The following is an 18,204-nucleotide window of genomic DNA, read 5'->3' as shown; positions in this document are numbered from 1 at the left end:
TGATCTGCTGAAACCCGTTTGACATCTCGAACGCGTGATCGATAATTTGCCCGCGACGCCTCGGTGGGTTGTCCCCCGAGGCGGGCGGGGATCACGTGTGGTGTCCGGTTAGGACTGCGCGACGAGCAGGGGCACCATGTTGTCGATGGCGTACGGGATGCTCAGCACGGTGTTGAAGGAGATCGCGGCGCCGACCGGCGGGTCGGAGTAGGGGACGAAGAGGTCGCGGCCCTCGGCGGCGACCTTCAGCTTGCCGTAGAGCGGGTCGGCCTTGATGCGCTTCTCGGCCTCGGGGTCCGAGGTCAGCCAGATGAGGCGGTCGGACTCGAACAGGTCGAGGCCCTCGGAGGACACGTCGATGACGTTCTTCTCCTTCGGCACGTCCTTGATCCGCTGCGGCGACTGGAAGCCGATCTCGTTCATGAACACGACCTTGGGGTCGTGCGCGGCGAAGGCGGAGTAGGTGCCCGGCTGGAAGGCGTCGGCGACCACGACGGTCTTGCCCGCGAACTCGGGGTGCTCGGCGCGGACCTTGGCGAACTTCTCGTCGATGCCCTTGATCAGGGCCTCGGCCTGGTCGGCCTTGCCCATGGCCTTGCCCACGGCGCGGGTCATGGCCTGCCACGGGGCGGCGTAGTCGGCGTGCTCCTTGGGCTGGGCGACGACGTCGAACAGCTCCGAGAGGGTGTCGTACTGCTCCTGGGACATGCCCGAGTACTGGGCGATGATCAGGTCCGGCTGCAGCTCGATGATCTTCTCGATGTCGTAGTCGTCGCGGACGCCGACGATGGCGGGCTCGGTGCCCGCCCACTTCTCCGCCTGCCACGGGAAGACGCCGAAGGGACGCTCGCCGAACCAGTCCACCGCGCCGACCGGCTTGACGCCCAGGGCGAGCACGATCTCGTGGTCGGACAGCCCCAGGGTGACGATGCGGTCGGCCTTCTCCACGGTCGTGGTGCCGTACTTGTGCTCGACCGTCACCGGCAGCGAGTTGCCCTCGGCCTGCGTCTGGGCGGCGGCGGTCGTGCTGGCGGGCGTCTCGGCCGTGCCGCCGCCACCGCACGCGGCGAGCGCGAAGCCCGCGGTGAGGACGGCGGCGACCAGGCGCAGGCGCCTCGACCCGGTGGACATGATGGACATGGACTTCCCTTCGAACGGACGCGCCCCGACACCTGGGTAAAGCTAGCCTTAGTTAGGCGTGCCTAACATAACCGAAGGTCGCGTCGTCCCAAAGTGCCGATCAAGCGGCCTGCGCCACATCCGTCCGTCAGCCTTTCGGGTGATCTTCCGGCCGGGCCCGCCATGATCGCCCGCACCCGCCGATTACCGAAGCGACCGCATCGGCGCTTCCGGCAGCGTGGGATGGACATGACCGAGCAGCAGCAGCAGGAGCAGCCCGCACCCGAAGAGGACAAGCGCAAGCCGTGGTGGCGGCGGCTGGACCTCGGGATCCAGTGGTCGTCGACCGGGTTGGCGGTGACCGGGACGGGGCTGGTGGGCGTGGTCGCGGTGGTGGCCTGGTGGGTGTTCGTCCACCAGCCCAAGACCGAGGTGCCGCACCTGACCGGCCTGCAGCAGGCGGCCGCCGAGGAGCAGTTGCGGGCCAAGGACCTCGTCGTCAGGGCAACCGTGCCCGAGCCGTCGGGGCTGCCGCCGGGCTCGGTCGTGCGCTCCGACCCGCCTGCCGGGACGCGGCTGGACGACGGCGCGGGCGTGATCCTCTACCTGGCCGTCCCGGCGGGGAGCGCGCCGCCGATCACCAGCGTGACCACCCTGACCAGCCCGCAGGGCCAACCCGGCCCCGGTCCCGGTCCGGGCCCCGGCCCTGGTCCCGGCCCCGGCCCCGGTCCGACCGGTGGCCCGACCACCCGGGCGACCGGCGGCGGGCAACCGCCTCGGCCGACCACGACGACCACCACCCCCCGGGCGCAACCGGTCCACCTGCAGACGAGCATCGTCGTCGGCCGCTACAACTGGGTCGACCTCGACACCGGTGCCTACAGCCCGTCGCACGGCGGCGACCTCTACTTCGGGCAGGACGCCAACACCCTCGCCTTCCACCTGCAGCCCATGTCCCCCGGCGGGGCCGCGGTGGTCGGTCAGGTCTCGCCGGAGCACCGGACGTGCGCGACCGCGAAGACCTCGAGCGCGGAGATCCCGGCGGACGACCTGCCCGTGGGCACGGTGGTCTGCGTGTGGACCGACGAGGGCCGCCCCTCCGCCGTGCGGATCACCGGGACCAGCGAGGGGCCCAGCGGACGCAACCTCCACATCGACTACACGACGTGGGAGGTCTCCTGACCCCAGCGCGCCCGCCGCGCCGCGCGGCGGAACACGCGCAACAGGACGGTGCCGGTGGCCAGCACCAGGACGACGGTCGTGATCGCGCGGCCGATGTCCCATCCCAGCGAGGTGGCCAGGCTGAACGCGACGAGCCGGGCGAGGTTGTCCCAGACCGGGTCGCCGGGGACGAACGACAGCTCGGTCCCGGTGCCGAGCGCGAACGGCCAGAAGGACAGGTTGAGGAGCATCCCGTAGACCAGGGAGGCCACCATCCCGTAGCAGGCCAGCATGGCCAGCTCCACCCGGCCCCGGGCGCGCGGCAGCAGCCCGGCGACCAGCCCGACCCAGGCCGCGCCCAGCATCTGGTAGGGCAGCCACGGCCCGATCCCGCCGGTCAGCAGCGCCGAGGCGAACAGGGTCGTGTTGCCGAGCACCCACCCGAACCCGGGCCCGAACACCCGCCCGGCCAGCACGATCAGGAAGAAGACGGTCTCGATCCCCGCGGTCCCCGCCCCGAGCGTGCGGATCGCCGCCCCGAGCGCGCTGAGCACCCCGAGCATGGCGACCGCCTTGGCGTCCATCCCGCCCTCGCTGACCTCAGCCAGCACGACGGCCAGGGCGAGCGGCAGCAGCAACGCGAAGGTCAACGGCGCGTCCCCGCCATGGGCCACCCCGGCGCCGGGATCGACCAGCAACGGCCAGCAGAACGCCGCGATCCCCAACACCCCGGACAGCCCGACGGCGACCGCCGCCCGCGGCCCCATCCGCACCACGCCTGCCCGCTCCCCCGACCTCCGCCGCGGATGGACAGCCACCTCGCGAGCCCGCATCACGCCATCGAGCCCGCCTCCGTCCGCGCGCTTCACGCGGACTCCAGGGCCGTGCGGACGTCGGTGACGGTGAGCCAGGGGGCCGGGGCCAGGACCTTCGCCACCTGGGGGGCGAAGACCGGCGAGGCGGTGACGACCTCGGCGGCGGGCCCGTCGGTGACGATGTCGCCGTCGGCCATGACCACCACCCGCGTGGCGGTCTCGGCCACGAACTCGACGTCGTGGGTGGCGAGGAGGACGGCGTGGCCCTGCGCGGCCAAGGCGCGGAGGGCTGTGGCCAGGCGGGTCTTGGCCGGGTAGTCCAGGCCGCGGGTGGGCTCGTCCAGCAGGAGGACGTCCGGCGCGGGGGTGAGGGCGATCGCCAGCACGAGGGCCAACCGCTGGCCCTCGGAGAGGTCGCGGGGATGGCTCTCGTCGGCGAGGCCGGGCGCGAGGTCGTCCAGGATCGCCCGGCAGGTGCCCGCGGGCTTGGCCGACTCGCGGTCGGCCTGGGCGCACTCGGCGGCGACGGTGTGCAGGTACAGCAGGTCGGCGGGGCGCTGGGGCACCAGGCCGACCCGGGCGCGGCGGCGGGCGGGCTTGAGCGCCGCCGGGTCGGACCCCGCCACCTCGACGGTCCCGCCCGCGCGCTTCCCCGTGCCCTGCAACGCCCACAGCAGGCTCGACTTGCCGGACCCGTTGCGGCCCATCAGCGCCACCCGCTCCCCCGCGCGCACGGTCAGCCCGGCCGCGCGGACCGCGTGGGTGGCGCCGTAGCGGACGCTGACGTCCGACGCGCTCAGCAGCACATCGCCGAGCACCGCCTGCTCGACGACCGGCCGCAGCGCCGCCAGCCGTTCGCGCAGCGGACCGGCCTTGCGGCGCGCGTCCCGGATGGACACCGGGGGCGGCGACCACCGCGCGAGCTGGCCCAACCGCACCACCGGCGGCGCGACCGGCGCCTCGGCGAGCACCGGCCCGGGATCGCCCAGCACCGGGGCCCCGGCAGCGCCCGGCAGCCACAGGACGCGGTCGGCGTACTGGGCGACCCGCTCCAGCCGGTGCTCGGCGATCACCACCGTCATGCCCAGGTCGTGCACCAGCCGGTGCAGGGCGGCCAGGACGTCCTCGGCCGCGCCGGGGTCCAACGCGCTGGTCGGCTCGTCGAGCACCAGCACGCGCGGGTGGGCGGTCAGCGCCGCGCCGATGGCGACCCGCTGCTGCTGCCCGCCGGAGAGGGTGCTGAGCGTGCGGGCCCGCAGCTCGGCCAAGCCGAGCAGGTCCAGGGTCTCCTCCACCCGCTTGCGCATCACGGCCTCGGGCAGCGCCAGCGACTCCATCGAGTACGCCAGCTCCTCCTCGACCGTGTCGGTGACGAACCCGGCCGCCGGGTCCTGCCCCACCATGCCGACCACGTCGGCCAGCTCGCGCGGCGGGTGATCGCGGGTCGTGCGCCCGTCGACCACGACCCGCCCGGTCAGCGTGCCGCCGGTGAAGTGCGGGACCAGGCCGTTGATCGCGCGCAGCAGGGTCGACTTGCCCGCCCCCGTGCCGCCGATCACCAGGCACAGCTCGCCCTCGGGCAGCTCGAAGTCCACACCGGACAGCACGGGTGTGTCGCCGTAGGCGAAGGAGACGTTCTCGAAGCGGATCACGCGGGCACCTCCGGACGCCGCAGGGCGATCGGCGCGAGCGCGACGAGGACGCCCACCGCGGGCAGCAGCGGCAGTTCGGGCCACACCAGCGGGACGGTCTGCGGCACCAGCACCGTGCCCATGACCTCGGCGACGACGGTCACCGCGATCGCCGCGACCCCGGACGCGGCGATCAGCCCGGCGGGCACGCTCCACCGGTCCGGGCGGTACATCGTGCGCCGCACCCGCCGCGCCCCCAGCCGCAGCCCGGCGACGGCGAGCAGGGCGCCCGCCACGAGCATCGGCAGCCCCACGACCGCGGGCGCGCTCGCGTCGAGCAGCCCGTACGCGCCCACGCACAGCCCGAGCAGCCCGCCCACGACCAGCGCGGAGGTGAGCAGCCGGGTGCGCGCGGGCAGCCCGGCCGTGCGGCCGTAGCCGCGCGAGTCCATCGCGGCGGCCAACGTCAGCGCGCGGTCCAACGCGTCCTCCAGAACGGGAACGAGCAGCGTCCGGACGGCCCGCCTGCCCCGGGCCGGGTCGCCGCGCAACTGCCGGGCGCGCCGCACGTCCCGCGCGGCCACGGCCAACTGCGGGGCGACGGTCAACGCCACCACGACCGCCACGCTCACCTCGTACAGCGCGGCGGGCAACGTCTTGAGCAGGCGTTTCGGGTTCGCCAGCGCGTTGGCCGCGCCCACGCAGCCGAGCAGGACCGCCAACTGCAGTCCCTGGTAGACGGCGTGGGCGAGGCCCTCGGCGCTGACCGGGCCGCCCAGCCGGATGTCGCCGGTCCAGTCCGGCAGCGGCACCTCGGGCAGCGCGAACAGCTCCGTCGGGCCGGACGTGCCGCCGATCAGGACGTGGAACAGCACCCGGATCGCGATCACGATCAACCCGAGCTTGAGGAACATCCCGTACGCCGCGGCCCAGGGCGCGGCCGTGCGGCAGCGCATGACGACGTAGCCCGCGACGACCGCCACCAGTCCCAGCAGCAGCGGGTTGGTGGTGCGCGCGGCCACGGCCGCCAGTCCGAGCGCCCACAGCCACCACGCCCCGGGGTGGACCGTCACGGGTCGGCCTTGGCCCGCCGCCGCGCCGCGCCGATCGCGAGCCCGCCGATCAGCACCACGGCCGCCGCGCCGATGAGGAACGACGTCGGCGCGCCGCCGTCCTCCCGCTCGGCCGCGCTGGGCGCCACGTCCACACCGACCGGCCCCGACGTCGTCGGCTCACCCGTGGGTTGCCCCGTCGTGGACGGGCTGGTTGTGGGCTCGGCGGATGCGGACTGGCCGGATGTGGTCGTAGCCGCCGTGGTGGTGGTCTGAGTCGTGCTCGTGCGTGGGGTGGTGGTCCGCTCCTGGCCGGACGGCGCGGGTCTCGGCGGAGCGCCCGGCCGGGTGGTAGCGGTCGGCTCGGGAGCGGGCGGCCGCGGTTTCGGCGCGGGCGCGGGCGGCGGTGTGCCGGGCGGGCTTCCCGCGCCGAACGCCCAGCCCTCGACCGTTCCGGGCGCGGGGTCGCGGTATCCGGCGCCCGTCGAGCTGTAGGTCCACGACCCGCCGCGGGCGGCGTACCAGTACGACCAGTACGCCGTGGTCGGCGGCGGCCGCCTGCACGCCTCCGCAGCGGGCTGGCCGTTGATCTTGCAGACCATGCCCGGATGGCTGGACACGCCGGTGTACCCGAAGCCCGCGCCGGACAGCGCGCCCATCCCGCTGGACGGGTCGCCGGGCGCGCACGCGACCCGCGTGCCGCCGCCCAGGGAGCCGAAGTCGACCACGACGGTCACGCCCGTGGTCCCCGAGCAGGCCGCGGCCGCCGCCGAGGGCGCCCACACCACGGTGGACGCGGTCGCGACCAGCGCCGCGACCAGCGCGGACAGCCGGGTCACGACGCGTGTCGGCGGCGGACGACGAACAGCAGGCCCGCCCCGCCGAGCACCAGCAGCGCGCCGAGGCCGACGGCCGGACCGACCTCCACGCCGGTGTCGGCGAGGTCGTCGATGTCGGCGGCGGGCACGACGCCGCCCTTGGTGGTCGTTGTGGCCGGAGCGGTCGTGGTCGCCTGCGTGGTCCCCGGAGGGGTGGAGGACGTCGGCTGGGTGGCGCAGGTGAGCCCGCGCGCGTCGGCCGCCGCGCCGTCGGCGCTCACCTCGGCCAGCGAGACGCCCACGATGCCGGGGATGGCCTGGGCGGTGGCGCGGGCGGCGCGCGAGTCGAAGCCGCCTTCGTCGTAGGCGATCGCGCCGCGGGCGGCGGCCTTGCCGGAGCAGTCGACCTGGCGCTTCAGCAGGTAGGTCACGGCCTTGGCCGCCGCGGCGTCGCGCCCGCCCACGGCCAGCGCGGTCGCGGCGAGGCCGGTGCTGTTGGCGTTCACGCCCGGGGTCGGGTCGCTGCCGGGGAAGCCGCCGTCGGCGCGCTGCTTGCCCTCCAGCCAGTCCAGCGCGGCGGAGGCGTCGCGGCCGACGGCGACGAGCGCCTGGACGGCGTACCCGGTCGCGTCCACATCGGACACACAGGGCTCCTGGTCGATGAGCAGCCGGAAGCCGCCGTCGGGGCAGGCCTTGGCCAGGAAGTCGACCGCATCGGCAGGCGCGCCGCCCGCGCGGTGCAGGGCGAGCACGGCCAGCGCCTGGCTGATGCCGTTGCTGTAGTCGCCGTACTGCGACTTGTCGCTGAACCGGCCGGAGTCGGTCTGCAACGCGGTGAGCCGGGCGATCAGGTCGACGCCGCCGAAGTCGGTGGGGTCGGCGCCCTGCGCCTGGGCGACGAGCGCCAGCTTGGCGTGCGCGCCCGCGTAGGCCTCATCGCCCTCGCCGAGGTAGGCGCCGCTGTTCGCGGCCAGCCACGCGGTGGCCGCCGAGGCGGCGTCCTGGGCCACTCCCCCGGCGTCGAGGGCCAGGACGACGTCCGCGGTCAGGCCGTGGTCGGGGTAGGCGGTGCCGTCGAACGTGGTGGTCATGTGGGTGCCGTCGGCCAACTGGCCCGCCAGCCAGCTCGCGGCGGCCTCGGCCGGTCCCGGTTGCTCATCGGCGGCGGCGACCGGCGCCGTCCCGACGATCAGTGCCAACGCGATGGCGACTCTCGCTGCCGTGCGCACGCCCATGTGTCACGCCCTTCAAATGGCGCGAACGAAGCCCGGTTGCCAGGCCCCGACCCGCTGTCCTCGACGGTGTCCGGAGCAGGTCGCGTCCTCGGGTGTTCGGGCTCGCCACGAGTGGCCTACCGTTGCGGGTCAGCGCCGGACTTCGACCGGTCTTCCCCCTGGGGACGCGAGTACTCGACTGCGGATGATACGTGACCGGACGGCCGTCTCCGCGACGAATCCCATGAGATGGAGCACTCCCGACGGGAGATCATACGGACGTGACCGACAGCGCCGACGAGCCGACCGTCGTCTTCCGGGGCGGGACCGTGTGGACCGGGACGGGCCGCACGCACGCCCTCGCCGTGCGGGGCGGCCGGGTCCACGCGCTCGGCGACGCCGCGCTGATCGGCGACCGCACGGCGGAGATCGACCTCGCGGGCGGCTTCCTCATGCCCGCGTTCGGCGACGGCCACGCGCACCCGGTCCTCGGCGGCCTGGAGCGGCAGGGCCCGCCGGTGGCGGGCCTGGCGAGCGTGGCCGAGATCGTCGAGGCGGTCCGGGTGTACGCCGAGGCGCACCCGGACGTGCCGTGGATCGTGGGCGCGGGCTACGACCCGACGCTCGCCCCGGACGGGGTCTACGACGCCCGCTGGCTCGACGCCGCGGTCCCGGACCGCCCGGTCGTGCTGCGGGCGGGCGACTACCACGCGGTGTGGTGCAACTCCGCGGCGCTGGCGCGGGCCGGGGTCGAGGACTCGACGGTCGAGGGGATCGTGCGCTCGCCGCTGGGCACGCTGCGCGAGTGGGCGGCCTGCGATCTCGTGCTGCGGCTGATCCCGCCGGGCCTGACCGACCTGGGCGCGGCCGTCCGGCACGCCTACGCCGCCTACGCCGCCGCCGGGGTGACCTGGGTGCAGGACGCGTGGGTCGACCTGGACTCCGGGTTCGCCGACGCCTACCTGGCCAACCCCGGCCTGCGCGTGGCGTTGGCGCTTCGGGCCGACCCGGACCACTGGCGCGACCAGCTCCCCCTGTTCCGCGCCGAGCGCGAGCGGGTCGCCACGGACCTGGTCAGCGGGCACACCGTCAAGTTCTTCACCGACGGCGTGATCGAGACCGAGACCGCCGCGTTGCTCTCCCCCTACGCCCATTCCTGCGGGCACGGAACGCCGGTCTGGCCGCGGGCCGAGCTGCTGGCCGCGGCGGCCGCCGTCGACGCGGCGGGCTTCCAGCTGCACCTGCACGCCATCGGCGACGCGGGCGTCCGGCTGGCATTGGACGCCGTCGAGCACGCGACCGCCGTCAACCCGCCCCGCGACCGGCGGCCGGTGATCACCCACGTGCAGCTGGTCGACCCGGCGGACGTGCCGCGCTTCCGGGAGCTGGGGGTGATCGCCAACCTGCAGCCGTACTGGGCGCAGCTGGACCCCGCCCAGACCGAGCTGACGATCCCGCGCCTGGGACCCGACCGGGCCGCCGCCCAGTACCCGATCAGGACGCTGACGGCGACGACCCGGGTGTCCTTCGGCAGCGACTGGCCGGTGGACTCGCTGAAGCCGCTGGAGGGCGTCCAGGTCGCCATGACCCGCCAGACCCTCTCCGGTGATCCGCCCGGCGGCTGGGTGCCCGCCGAGCGCGTCGACGGGGAGACGGCCTTGGCCTGCTACACGGCCGGGACCGCCTATCAGGCGTTCGCCGAGCACGAGCGCGGCACGCTCGCCGTGGGCAGGCAGGCCGACCTGGCGCTGCTGTCCGAGGACCCCACGACGGCCGGGCGCCCCGCGGACGTGGCGGTGCTGGGCACCTGGCTCGCGGGGCGCCGGATCTGGGGCTAGCGGAACAGCCGGGCCGGGACGGCGTCGGCGACGGCCTGGTAGCCGGTCGGGTTCAGGTGCAGGTGGTCGCCGTCGTCGTAGGCGGGCAGCAGGGCGCGCGGGTTCCGCGGGTCGCGGACGGCCCGGTCGAGGTCGATGACCGCGTCGAACCGGCCGCTGGCGCGGATCCAGTCGTTGACCCGCTGCCGCGCGGCCTCGCGGTGGCCGTCGGGGTCGTCGTAGCCGGTGTGGCCGCCGAAGGGCAGCAGGGTCGCGCCGTACACCCGGATGTCCTGGGCGTGGGCGCGGACGATCAGCTGCTCGTACGCGGCGATCAGGTCGTCGGCGACCTGCTTCTGCGCCGCCTCGGTGGGCGCGGCCGTGCCGAGGTCGTTGACGCCCTCGAACACGATCATCCACCGGACGCCGCTGTGGGCGAGCACGTCGCGGTCCAGGCGGGCGAGGGCGTTGGGGCCGAGGCCGTCGTTGAGGACGCGGTTGCCGCCCGCGGCCTGGTTGAGCACGGCGATGTCCGCTGTGGACGGATGTCCCTGGAGCCGGGCCAGCAGCCGGTCGGGCCAGCGGTTGTTGCCGTTGGTCGTGGAGCCGCGCCCGTCGGTCAGCGAGTCGCCCACGATGGCGACCGCGCTCGCCCTGGCCATGACCTCGACGCCGCTGAGGAGGTACCAGTGGTCGGTGGGCGTGGCGCCCGGCAGGTCGGGGCTGGCGACGTGGTTGCCGCGCAGCAGGTGGGATGTGGTGCGTGAGCCGGGGTGGGAGGTGACCTCGTTCGTCGCCTGCCCGTCGGCCAGGTACACCGACACCGCCAGGTTCTCCTGCGCGCCGAGCGGGAACGGGAACGGGTCGGAGACCACCTGCGCCCCGACCGGGACCACCGTGGACGGCTTGCCGTGGAACGTCACCTGCCGCGCGGTCGTGGCGTCGATCGCGCTGACGCCCGCCTGCCCGCCCGCGGGCTTGGCCACCGACACCGCGGTGATCGGCAGCGCGGCACCGCCGAAGGCGTTGGAGAACCGCAGCCGCACGGTCCGCCCGCCGATCGAGGTGTGGACGGTCTGCCGCAGCGTGGTGTCGGCCATGACCAGCCCGTCCTCGGTGAACGGCGCGGGCGGCAGGTTGTGGGGCTCGGTCAGCTGCGGCATGGCCGTCCACGTGTGGACCCACCGGGCGTGGTGGGCCGGTTCCGGTCCGGGGCGTGCGGCCACGGGCGACGCGGCGACCGCCGCCGCTGCCATGCCGACGATGGCGACGATCGAGGACACCCTGCTCATGGCCGCACGCTCCCTGATCCGGTTGTGGCCTACCTACGGCAGTTCGAGGCTTCCTTCAGCGAGTCCTGCAGGGCGAAGTACGCGGGCTTGCGCGTCAGGTCGTCCCACATGACGGTGGCCGCGCCCTCGGCGGGGAAGAACACCGGCACCCACGAGTACTTGTCGGTGAAGCCCCAGATGGTGAACGAGTCGCAGCCGCGCACGCTCAGGCAGGCGTCGAGGGTGCGCTGGTAGTACTCGGCCTGCGTGGCCAGCTGCTCGTCGGTGGGCGTGCCGCTCTCGGGCAGGTCCATGCGCACGTCCAGCTCGGTGATCGCGGTCTCCAGGCCCAGCCGGGAGAAGCGGCGCAGGTTGTCGGCGAGGTCGGCGGGGAAGCCGTAGCGCATGCTCAGGTGCGCCTGGGCGGAGAAGCCGTCGACCCGCACTCCCTGGGCCCGCAGGTCCTTGATCAACGCGAGGTAGGCGTCGCTCTTGGCGTTGATGCTCTCCACGCCGTAGTCGTTGAAGAACAGCTCGGCCTTCGGGTCGGCCTCGCGGGTCCAGCGGAAGGCGTCGGCGATGATCCCGGGGCCGAGCTCGCGGATCCAGATGTTCTCCTGGGTGCGCAGGTTGCCCTCGCCGTCGAAGATCTCGTTGGCGACGTCCCACTGCTGGATGCGGCCCTTGTACCGGCCGACCACGGTGAAGATGTGCTCGCGCAGGATCTCCCGCAGTTCCTCCTTGGAGAACCCGCCCTGCTCCAGCCACGCCGGGTTCTGGCTGTGCCAGAGCAGCGTGTGGCCGCGCACGACCTGGCGGTTGCGGCGGGCGAAGTCGACGATGGCGTCGGCTGCGGCGAAGTTGTAGCGGTCGCGCTCGGGGTGGATGTACTCCCACTTCATCTGGTTCTCCGGCGAGACCGAGCTGAACTCGCGGGCCAGCGCGGCGCGGTAGGGCTCGTCGCTGGTGAACGGGTCGGGGTAGGGCTGGCTCTCGTGGTGGCCGCCGCCCGCGACCGCCGTGCCGATGACGAAGCCCTTGGGCGCCGCGGCCCGCAGCGTGTCCTTCTTGGCGTGGCCGGGCGGCTGGTGGCGCTCGAGCGACGCGGCCGTGGCCGGGGCGACGAGCGGGATCGTGAGCGCGGTGGCGAGCAGAGTGGTGCCGACAATGCGGAGGGGCTTCATCGCGTCTCCTGCGTTCGGGGTGAACCCCAGCGATATAGTTTCGGAATATTCCGGAATACGATGCCGCGGAACGCTAGATTGCCCGCTGTGCGACCGTCAAGACCCGAACGGTCGGAGAAGGAGGACGCCGTGGCCAGCCAACGACCCGCCGTGACGATCTCGGACATCGCCGCGGCGGCCGGGGTGTCCGCGCCGACGGTCTCGCGCGTGCTCAACGGCCGGGGCGACGTCGCCGCGGCCACCCGTGAGCGGATCGAGGCCCTGCTGCGCGACCACGGCTACCGCCGCAGGGGCGGGCAGCAGGCCGCCATCGGTCTGCTCGACCTGGTCTTCAACGACCTGGACAGCCCGTGGGCCGTGGAGCTCATCCGGGGCGTGGAGGACGCGGCGCACGCGGCGGGCAGCGGCACCGTGGTCTCGGCCATCCACCGGCGGGCCAGTTCCACGCGGCAGTGGCTGGACAACGTCCGCTCGCGCGCGAGCGACGGGGCGATCCTGGTGACCACCGACCTCGACCCCGCGCTGCACGCCGAGCTGCGCGAGCTGCACGTGCCCGCCGTGGTGGTCGACCCCGCCGGGGTGCCCAGCCTCGACGTGCCGACGATCGGCGCGACCAACTGGGCGGGCGGGCTCAGCGCGACCGAGCACCTGATCCGGCTGGGGCACCGCCGGATCGGGTTCGTCTCCGGCCGCGCCGAGCTGTGGTGCAGCCGCGCCCGGCTGGACGGCTACCGGGCGGGACTGGAGACCGCGGGGCTGAGCGTCGACCCGGCGCTGATCGTGCCGGGCGAGTTCGACTACGAGTCCGGGTTCCGCGCCGGGGAGCGGCTGTGCGCGCTGCCCGAGCCGCCGACGGCGGTGTTCGCCGCGAGCGACCAGATGGCGCTGGGCGTCTACGAGGCACTGCGGCGACGGGGCCTGCGGGTGCCGGAGGACGTGAGCGTGGTCGGCTTCGACGACCTGCCCGAGGCCCGGTGGTCGTCCCCGCCGCTGACCACTGTGCGCCAGCCGATGGCCGAGATGGGCAAGCTCGCCGTGCGCACGGTGCAGCGGCTGCTGCGCGGCGAGGAGATCGACAGCCCGAGGGTGGAGCTGGCGACCGAGCTGGTGGTCCGGGACAGCACTGCGCCCGCCGGTCGTTGACAGCGCGGCGGGCGCGCTTCTAGATTTCCGGAAACTTCCGGATGTCCGAGGAGGCGTCCCATGTCCCGATCCCGTCGCCTGGCCCTACTCTTGGCCGCCGTGACGCTCCTGCTCGGCGGGTGGACCGCGACCGGCACGGCGAGTCCTCGGCCAGCCTGGGTCGGGACGTGGGCCAGCGTGCCCACGGCGACCCCGGTGTCCGGGACGGCGGAACTGCGTGACGAGACCGTGCGGCAGGTGCTGCGCACCAGCATCGGCGGCGACCAGCTGCGGCTGCGGCTGACCAACGAGTTCGGCGACGTCGCGCTGCGGGTCGGCGAGGTCAGGGTGGCGCTGCGGGCCGGGACCAAGGGCACCGACATCGATCCGGCCACCGACCGGGCCGTGACCTTCGGCGGCCAGCGCTCGGTCACCATCCCCGCCGGGTCTCCCCTGCTCAGCGATCCGGTGGAGCTGCGCCTGCCGGCGGCCGCCGACCTGGTGGTCAGCATCTACCTGCCGGACACCACGCCGGTCACGACCGTGCACGGGTTCGCCTACCAGGAGAACGTGATCGCGGCGGGCAACGCCACCGACGACCGCTCGGTCACGGTCGCCGAGACGATCACCCAGTGGTACTTCCTGTCCGGGGTCAGCGTCCGAACGCGACAGCCGCACGCGAAGGCGGTCGTGGCCCTGGGCGACTCCATCACCAACGGTTTCGAGACCGCCGTGGGCGCCAACCACCGCTACCCGGACCTGCTGGCCGAGCGCCTGCGGCACACCGGGGTGCTCAACCTCGGCGTCGCGGGCAACCGGCTGCTGCACGACCCGAACCCGCCCGCCGGCCATCCCGCCGAGGCGTACGCGGCGTACTTCGGGCAGAGCGCGCTGCGCCGGTTCGACCGCGACGTGCTGGCCCAGCCCGGCGTCGAGCACGTCATCGTCCTGCTGGGCGTCAACGACCTCGGCCACCCGGGCACGTCGGCGCCGCTGTCCGAAGTGGTGACCGCGGAGGAGATCATCGGCGCGCACCGGCAGCTGATCACCCGGGCGCACGAGGCGGGCCTGCGGATCCACGGCGGCACGATCCTGCCGTTCAAGGGCGACACGCTCGGCTTCCACAGCCCGGAGAACGAGGCCAAGCGCCAGGCCGTCAACGAGTGGATCCGCACCAGCGGCGAGTACGACACGGTCATCGACTTCGACGCGGCGCTGCGCGACCCGGCCGACCCGTTGCGGCTCAGGCCCGAGTACGACAGCGGCGACCACCTGCACCCGAACGACGCGGGCATGGCGGCGCTGGCCGCGGCGGTCCCCGCGCGGCTGTTCCGGTGACGATCACCCCGGTGGCTACACCGGATCGTGACCTGGCTAGCATCCGCCGCGCACCTCAACCGAGGTACTGGGGACCTACGGAGAATCTGGGATTTCTGAATGACCATTGAGACGCCTGACCAGTCGAGCGCGCCCACGAAGAAGCCGAGCGTCGCGAAGCGGATCCTCGGGTTCGTCGTCGCGCTCGTGGTGGCGGGCGGCGTCGCCTACGCCGTCAACTACTTCAGCAGCGACGCCGCGCAGACCAAGGCGGGCGACTGCGCGAGCGTGACCGGCACGACGAGCGCGCCGGAGTTCAGCACCGTGGAGTGCACCGCCCCGGAGGCGAACTACACCGTCGGCAAGGTGCTGTCGTCCACTTCGGAGAGCTGCGGCGAAGGCTACGACGAGTACACCGAGACCGCGCGGCGCGGCCCGGACTCCAAGCTGTGCCTGGCGCCGAGGCTGGTCGCTGGCGAGTGCCACCAGTTCTCCGGCTCCACCACGATGGGCTACCCGAAGGTCCCCTGCTCGACCCAGGGCGCGCTGAAGGTCACCGAGGTCACCGCCGAGGCCGACTGCGCCGAGGGCACGCCGCTGGCGTACCCGGAGCCGAAGGTCGTCTACTGCCTGACCCAGCCCACCGAGGCGTAACGGCTCTCCCGCGAAGGCCCGGCACAGGTGTGTGCCGGGCCTTCGCCGTTCCCCGGATCGGACCTATACGTGAATCCGTTTCACGAGTATGGTCGGCCCTCATCTCGCTGAGGAGGAGGCCGCCATGCCCCGACGTCCAGTCATCCTCGGGATGGCCCTGCTGGCCGCCGTCGCCGTGCTCGGCACGCCGCCCGCGCAGGGCGCGGAGCCGGGCGCCGACGTCGGGGTGATCGGCGAGCCGTTCCGCGGCACCCTGCCCGACGGCAGCGTGGCCGGTCTGCTCGACGCGCACAACCACGTGATGTCCGATGTGGCCTTCGGCGGCAACCTCATCTGCGGCAAGGTCTTCGACGCCAGGGGTCCCGCCGCGGCGCTCCAGGACTGCCACGACCACGAGCCCAACGGCGAGTTCGCCTGGTTCGAGAACTTCACCCGGCACGGCAGCCCGGTCGGCACGCACGACCCCACCGGCTGGCCGACCTTCACGGACTGGCCCGCGCACGACTCGCTGACCCACCAGGCCGCCTACTACAAGTGGATCGAGCGGGCCTGGCGCGGCGGCCTGCGGCTGATGGTCAACCACCTGGTCGCCAACCGGCAACTGTGCGAGATCTACCCGCTGAAGAACAAGCCGTGCGGGGAGATGGAGTCGCTGCGGCTGCAGGCGCGGATGATGCGCGACCTGGAGGCGTTCATCGACGCCGAGAACGGCGGGCCGGGGCGGGGCTGGCTGCGGATCGTGCGCAGCGAGGCCGAGGCGCGGCAGGTCATCGAGAGCGGCAGGCTGGCCGTGCTGCTGGGGGTGGAGACCTCCGAGCCGTTCGGCTGCAGGCAGGTCCTGGGCGTGCCGCAGTGCACGACGGCCGACATCGACCGGGGGCTGGACGAGATGCACGCCCTGGGCGTGCGCTCGATGTTCGTCTGCCACAAGTACGACAACGCGCTGTGCGGGGTGCGGTTCGACTCCGGGGCGCAGGGCGTGTTCGTCAACGCGGGCAACTTCCTGAGCACCGGCCGGTTCTGGCAGGCCAGGACCTGCACGGGCGAGCTGGCCGACAACACCGTCACCCCCGACGGCGTCCTGCCGGACCCGATCGCCCCGCTCGTCCCGGCGCTGCCGCTGTACCCGCCCGCGCCGCACTGCAACGTGCACGGGCTCAGCGCGCTCGGCGAGCACATGGTGCGCGGGATGATGGAGCGCGGCATGCTGATCGAGCTGGACCACATGAGCGTCAAGGCCGCCGACCGCACGCTGGACATCCTGGAGGAGGCGGACTACCCGGGCGTGGTGTCCTCGCACAGCTGGAGCGACCCGAAGCTGTTCCCGCGCATCTACGCCCTCGGCGGCATGGTCGCCCAGTACGGCCACGGCGCGGGCGCGTTCGCCGAGGAGTGGCGGCGCAGCGAGCCGGTCCGCGACCAGTACGGTGTGGACGGCTACGGGTTCGGCATCGACGCCAACGGCATCGGCGGCCTGCCCGGCCCGCGCGCGGGCGGCGACCCGGTCACCTACCCGTTCACCTCCGCCGACGGGTCTGTGCGGGTCGAGCGGTACACGATGGGTGAGCGGACCTGGGACATGAACACCGACGGCATGGCGCACTACGGGCTGATGCCGGACTGGATCGAGGACATCCGCAAGGTCGCGGGCGCGGAGATCGTCGACGACCTCGTCCGCGGCGCGGAGTCCTATCTGCGCACCATGCGGGCGGCGGAGGCCCACGTGCCGCCGGTCCCGCTCGCCGGGACGGCGACGGCGAGCAGCACGGAGTCCAACCTCCTGACCGACCTGCGCCCCCGACACGCGGTCGACGGGGACATGCGGACCCGCTGGGCCAGCACGAACCGCGACGGCGAGTGGCTGCGGGTCGACCTCGGCCAGGCGCGGCCGGTGAGCCGCGTGGCCCTGCACTGGGAGGCGGCCTACGGCGCGGACTACCGCGTCGAGACGTCGGTGGACGGGAGCACCTGGCAGACCGCGGCCGCGCTGTCCGGCCGGACGGGCGGTCTGGACGTGGTGACCTTCCCGCCGACGACGGCGCGCTACGTCCGCATGCAGGGGGAGCGCAGGGGCACCCGGCACGGGTACTCGCTGTATGAGCTGCGGGTCTACTGAATCTCGCTGGCCTGAGCCGGGCGGTCTGGTCGACGATGACGGCGTGCACGTGTACCTGGAGACCCCTCGGATGGTGCTGCGCCGGTTCACCCCCGCCGACGTGGACCTCATCGTCGAGCTGGACAGCGACCCCGAGGTGATGCGGTACCTCTCCGGCGGCAGGCCGACACCGCCGGAGGAGGTCCGCGACGAGATCATCCCGAACTGGCTGTCCTACTACGACCGCGGCGACTTCGGCTTCTGGGCGGCGATCGAGAGGACGACCGGCGCGTTCCTCGGCTGGTTCCACTTCCGCCCCCACCCCGACGGCGACCGCGACGGCGTCGAACTCGGCTACCGCCTCCGCCGCGCGGCCTGGGGCTTGGGCTACGCGACCGAGGGCTCCCGCGCCCTGATCGAGAAGGGCTTCACCGAACTGGGCGTCGACCGCATCTTCGCCGAGACGATGACGGTCAACACCGCCTCCCGCCGGGTCATGGCCAAGGCGGGCCTGCGGTACGTGCGCACGTTCTTCCAGAACTGGCCCAACCCCATCCCCGGCGACGAACACGGCGAGGTCGAATACGCCCTGACCCGGCAGGAGTGGGAGCAGGACCCGACACGCTGAGGCCGCCAGCCCAACCGCAGTGCGGTCACGACGCGACGCGCTGAGGCTGCCGACCCGGCCGGAGTGCAGGTGGGCACCGGGCGTTGGGCCCGCCGATCCGACCGGAGTGGAAGCAGGACGCGAACCGCTGAGGTCGCCAGCCCCGGTCGGAGTGCAGGTGGGGCACCGGGTGGTCAGGTCGCCGACCCGCCCGGAGTGCAGGTGGGCACCGGGCGTTGGGCCCGCCGACCCGGCAGGAGCGGGGAGCAGGACGCGAACCGTGGAGGCCGCCAGCCCCGGCCGGACCGGAAGCGGGGCACCGGGCGT

15 protein-coding genes and 1 riboswitch are annotated in these 18,204 nt (G+C 73.6%); of the genes, 7 read left to right on the top strand and 8 right to left on the bottom strand.

Annotated features, from left to right (window positions below; all coding sequences use genetic code 11):
- Positions 1-108 precede the first annotated feature (108 nt).
- A complete protein-coding gene (locus tag IEY98_RS10180; RefSeq protein ID WP_229786779.1) occupies positions 109-1,140 on the bottom strand; it encodes an iron-siderophore ABC transporter substrate-binding protein in 1,032 nt (343 codons plus the stop codon).
- 228 nt (positions 1,141-1,368) lie between these two features.
- On the opposite strand from IEY98_RS10180, the gene IEY98_RS10175 reads away from it, so the two are divergent.
- On the top strand, positions 1,369-2,301 hold the full coding sequence (locus IEY98_RS10175; protein ID WP_189210196.1) for a PASTA domain-containing protein: 933 nt from the start codon (positions 1,369-1,371) through the stop codon (positions 2,299-2,301).
- Here the strand turns inward: IEY98_RS10175 and IEY98_RS10170 are convergent.
- The 5 genes from IEY98_RS10170 to IEY98_RS10150 all read right to left on the bottom strand — a co-directional run bounded on the left by IEY98_RS10170 (position 2,277) and on the right by IEY98_RS10150 (position 7,831).
- Positions 2,277-3,047, bottom strand: a complete 771-nt coding sequence (locus IEY98_RS10170) for an ECF transporter S component (RefSeq protein WP_229787027.1) — start codon at positions 3,045-3,047, stop codon at positions 2,277-2,279. The two genes, IEY98_RS10175 and IEY98_RS10170, sit on opposite strands and share 25 nt — an antisense overlap.
- A gap of 98 nt (positions 3,048-3,145) precedes the next feature.
- On the bottom strand, positions 3,146-4,747 hold the full coding sequence (locus IEY98_RS10165) for an ABC transporter ATP-binding protein (protein ID WP_189210194.1): 1,602 nt from the start codon (positions 4,745-4,747) through the stop codon (positions 3,146-3,148).
- Positions 4,744-5,799 (bottom strand): CbiQ family ECF transporter T component, encoded by a 1,056-nt coding sequence (locus IEY98_RS10160; protein ID WP_189210193.1) that lies wholly within the window; start codon positions 5,797-5,799, stop codon positions 4,744-4,746. Before IEY98_RS10160 ends, IEY98_RS10165 begins: the two co-directional genes overlap by 4 nt.
- Positions 5,796-6,617 (bottom strand): hypothetical protein, encoded by an 822-nt coding sequence (locus IEY98_RS10155; RefSeq protein WP_189210192.1) that lies wholly within the window; start codon positions 6,615-6,617, stop codon positions 5,796-5,798. The genes IEY98_RS10160 and IEY98_RS10155 overlap by 4 nt, the downstream gene beginning before the upstream one ends.
- The gene (locus IEY98_RS10150) at positions 6,614-7,831 is read right to left on the bottom strand and encodes a prenyltransferase/squalene oxidase repeat-containing protein (protein ID WP_189210191.1); all 1,218 of its coding nucleotides are present in this window, start codon (positions 7,829-7,831) and stop codon (positions 6,614-6,616) included. Before IEY98_RS10150 ends, IEY98_RS10155 begins: the two co-directional genes overlap by 4 nt.
- Before the next feature lie 70 nt (positions 7,832-7,901).
- Positions 7,902-8,032: riboswitch (cobalamin riboswitch) on the bottom strand.
- Between the two features lie 59 nt (positions 8,033-8,091).
- On the opposite strand from IEY98_RS10150, the gene IEY98_RS10145 reads away from it, so the two are divergent.
- On the top strand, positions 8,092-9,648 hold the full coding sequence (locus tag IEY98_RS10145) for an amidohydrolase (RefSeq protein WP_189210190.1): 1,557 nt from the start codon (positions 8,092-8,094) through the stop codon (positions 9,646-9,648).
- On the opposite strand, the gene IEY98_RS10140 is transcribed toward IEY98_RS10145, so the two are convergent.
- Positions 9,645-10,919: an SGNH/GDSL hydrolase family protein gene (locus IEY98_RS10140; protein WP_189210189.1), complete on the bottom strand. Its 1,275-nt coding sequence runs from the start codon at positions 10,917-10,919 to the stop codon at positions 9,645-9,647. The two genes, IEY98_RS10145 and IEY98_RS10140, sit on opposite strands and share 4 nt — an antisense overlap.
- 29 nt (positions 10,920-10,948) lie before the next feature.
- On the bottom strand, positions 10,949-12,082 hold the full coding sequence (locus IEY98_RS10135; RefSeq protein ID WP_189210188.1) for an endo-1,4-beta-xylanase: 1,134 nt from the start codon (positions 12,080-12,082) through the stop codon (positions 10,949-10,951).
- A 129-nt stretch (positions 12,083-12,211) separates the two neighbouring features.
- On the opposite strand from IEY98_RS10135, the gene IEY98_RS10130 reads away from it, so the two are divergent.
- From IEY98_RS10130 to IEY98_RS10110, 5 genes are all read left to right on the top strand, one after another.
- On the top strand, positions 12,212-13,225 hold the full coding sequence (locus IEY98_RS10130) for a LacI family DNA-binding transcriptional regulator (protein WP_229786778.1): 1,014 nt from the start codon (positions 12,212-12,214) through the stop codon (positions 13,223-13,225).
- A gap of 99 nt (positions 13,226-13,324) precedes the next feature.
- Positions 13,325-14,542 (top strand): SGNH/GDSL hydrolase family protein, encoded by a 1,218-nt coding sequence (locus tag IEY98_RS10125; protein ID WP_229786777.1) that lies wholly within the window; start codon positions 13,325-13,327, stop codon positions 14,540-14,542.
- 99 nt (positions 14,543-14,641) lie between these two features.
- Positions 14,642-15,175: an LppU/SCO3897 family protein gene (locus IEY98_RS10120; protein WP_189210185.1), complete on the top strand. Its 534-nt coding sequence runs from the start codon at positions 14,642-14,644 to the stop codon at positions 15,173-15,175.
- Between the two features lie 124 nt (positions 15,176-15,299).
- The gene (locus IEY98_RS10115) at positions 15,300-17,291 is read left to right on the top strand and encodes a discoidin domain-containing protein (RefSeq protein ID WP_189210184.1); all 1,992 of its coding nucleotides are present in this window, start codon (positions 15,300-15,302) and stop codon (positions 17,289-17,291) included.
- A gap of 43 nt (positions 17,292-17,334) precedes the next feature.
- Complete coding sequence (locus IEY98_RS10110; RefSeq protein WP_189210183.1) at positions 17,335-17,898, top strand: GNAT family N-acetyltransferase; 564 nt, start codon at positions 17,335-17,337, stop codon at positions 17,896-17,898.
- Positions 17,899-18,204: the final 306 nt, after the last annotated feature.

Source organism: Actinokineospora fastidiosa, assembly GCF_014648415.1.
Taxonomy (GTDB): Bacteria; Actinomycetota; Actinomycetes; order Mycobacteriales; family Pseudonocardiaceae; genus Actinokineospora; species Actinokineospora fastidiosa.
Note: the sequence above shows the minus strand (reverse complement) of the source record. Positions and strands in the feature narration are given on the sequence as shown.

Excerpts from the sequence above, each read along its gene's own strand:
- IEY98_RS10180 (WP_229786779.1), bottom strand. The coding sequence starts at position 1,140 with ATGTCCATCATGTCCACCGGGTCGAGGCGCCTGCGCCTGGTCGCCGCC.
- IEY98_RS10175 (WP_189210196.1), top strand. The coding sequence starts at position 1,369 with ATGACCGAGCAGCAGCAGCAGGAGCAGCCCGCACCCGAAGAGGACAAG.
- IEY98_RS10170 (WP_229787027.1), bottom strand. The coding sequence starts at position 3,047 with ATGGGGCCGCGGGCGGCGGTCGCCGTCGGGCTGTCCGGGGTGTTGGGG.
- IEY98_RS10150 (WP_189210191.1), bottom strand. The coding sequence starts at position 7,831 with ATGGGCGTGCGCACGGCAGCGAGAGTCGCCATCGCGTTGGCACTGATC.
- IEY98_RS10140 (WP_189210189.1), bottom strand. The coding sequence starts at position 10,919 with ATGAGCAGGGTGTCCTCGATCGTCGCCATCGTCGGCATGGCAGCGGCG.
- IEY98_RS10135 (WP_189210188.1), bottom strand. The coding sequence starts at position 12,082 with ATGAAGCCCCTCCGCATTGTCGGCACCACTCTGCTCGCCACCGCGCTC.
- IEY98_RS10120 (WP_189210185.1), top strand. The coding sequence starts at position 14,642 with ATGACCATTGAGACGCCTGACCAGTCGAGCGCGCCCACGAAGAAGCCG.
- IEY98_RS10115 (WP_189210184.1), top strand. The coding sequence starts at position 15,300 with ATGCCCCGACGTCCAGTCATCCTCGGGATGGCCCTGCTGGCCGCCGTC.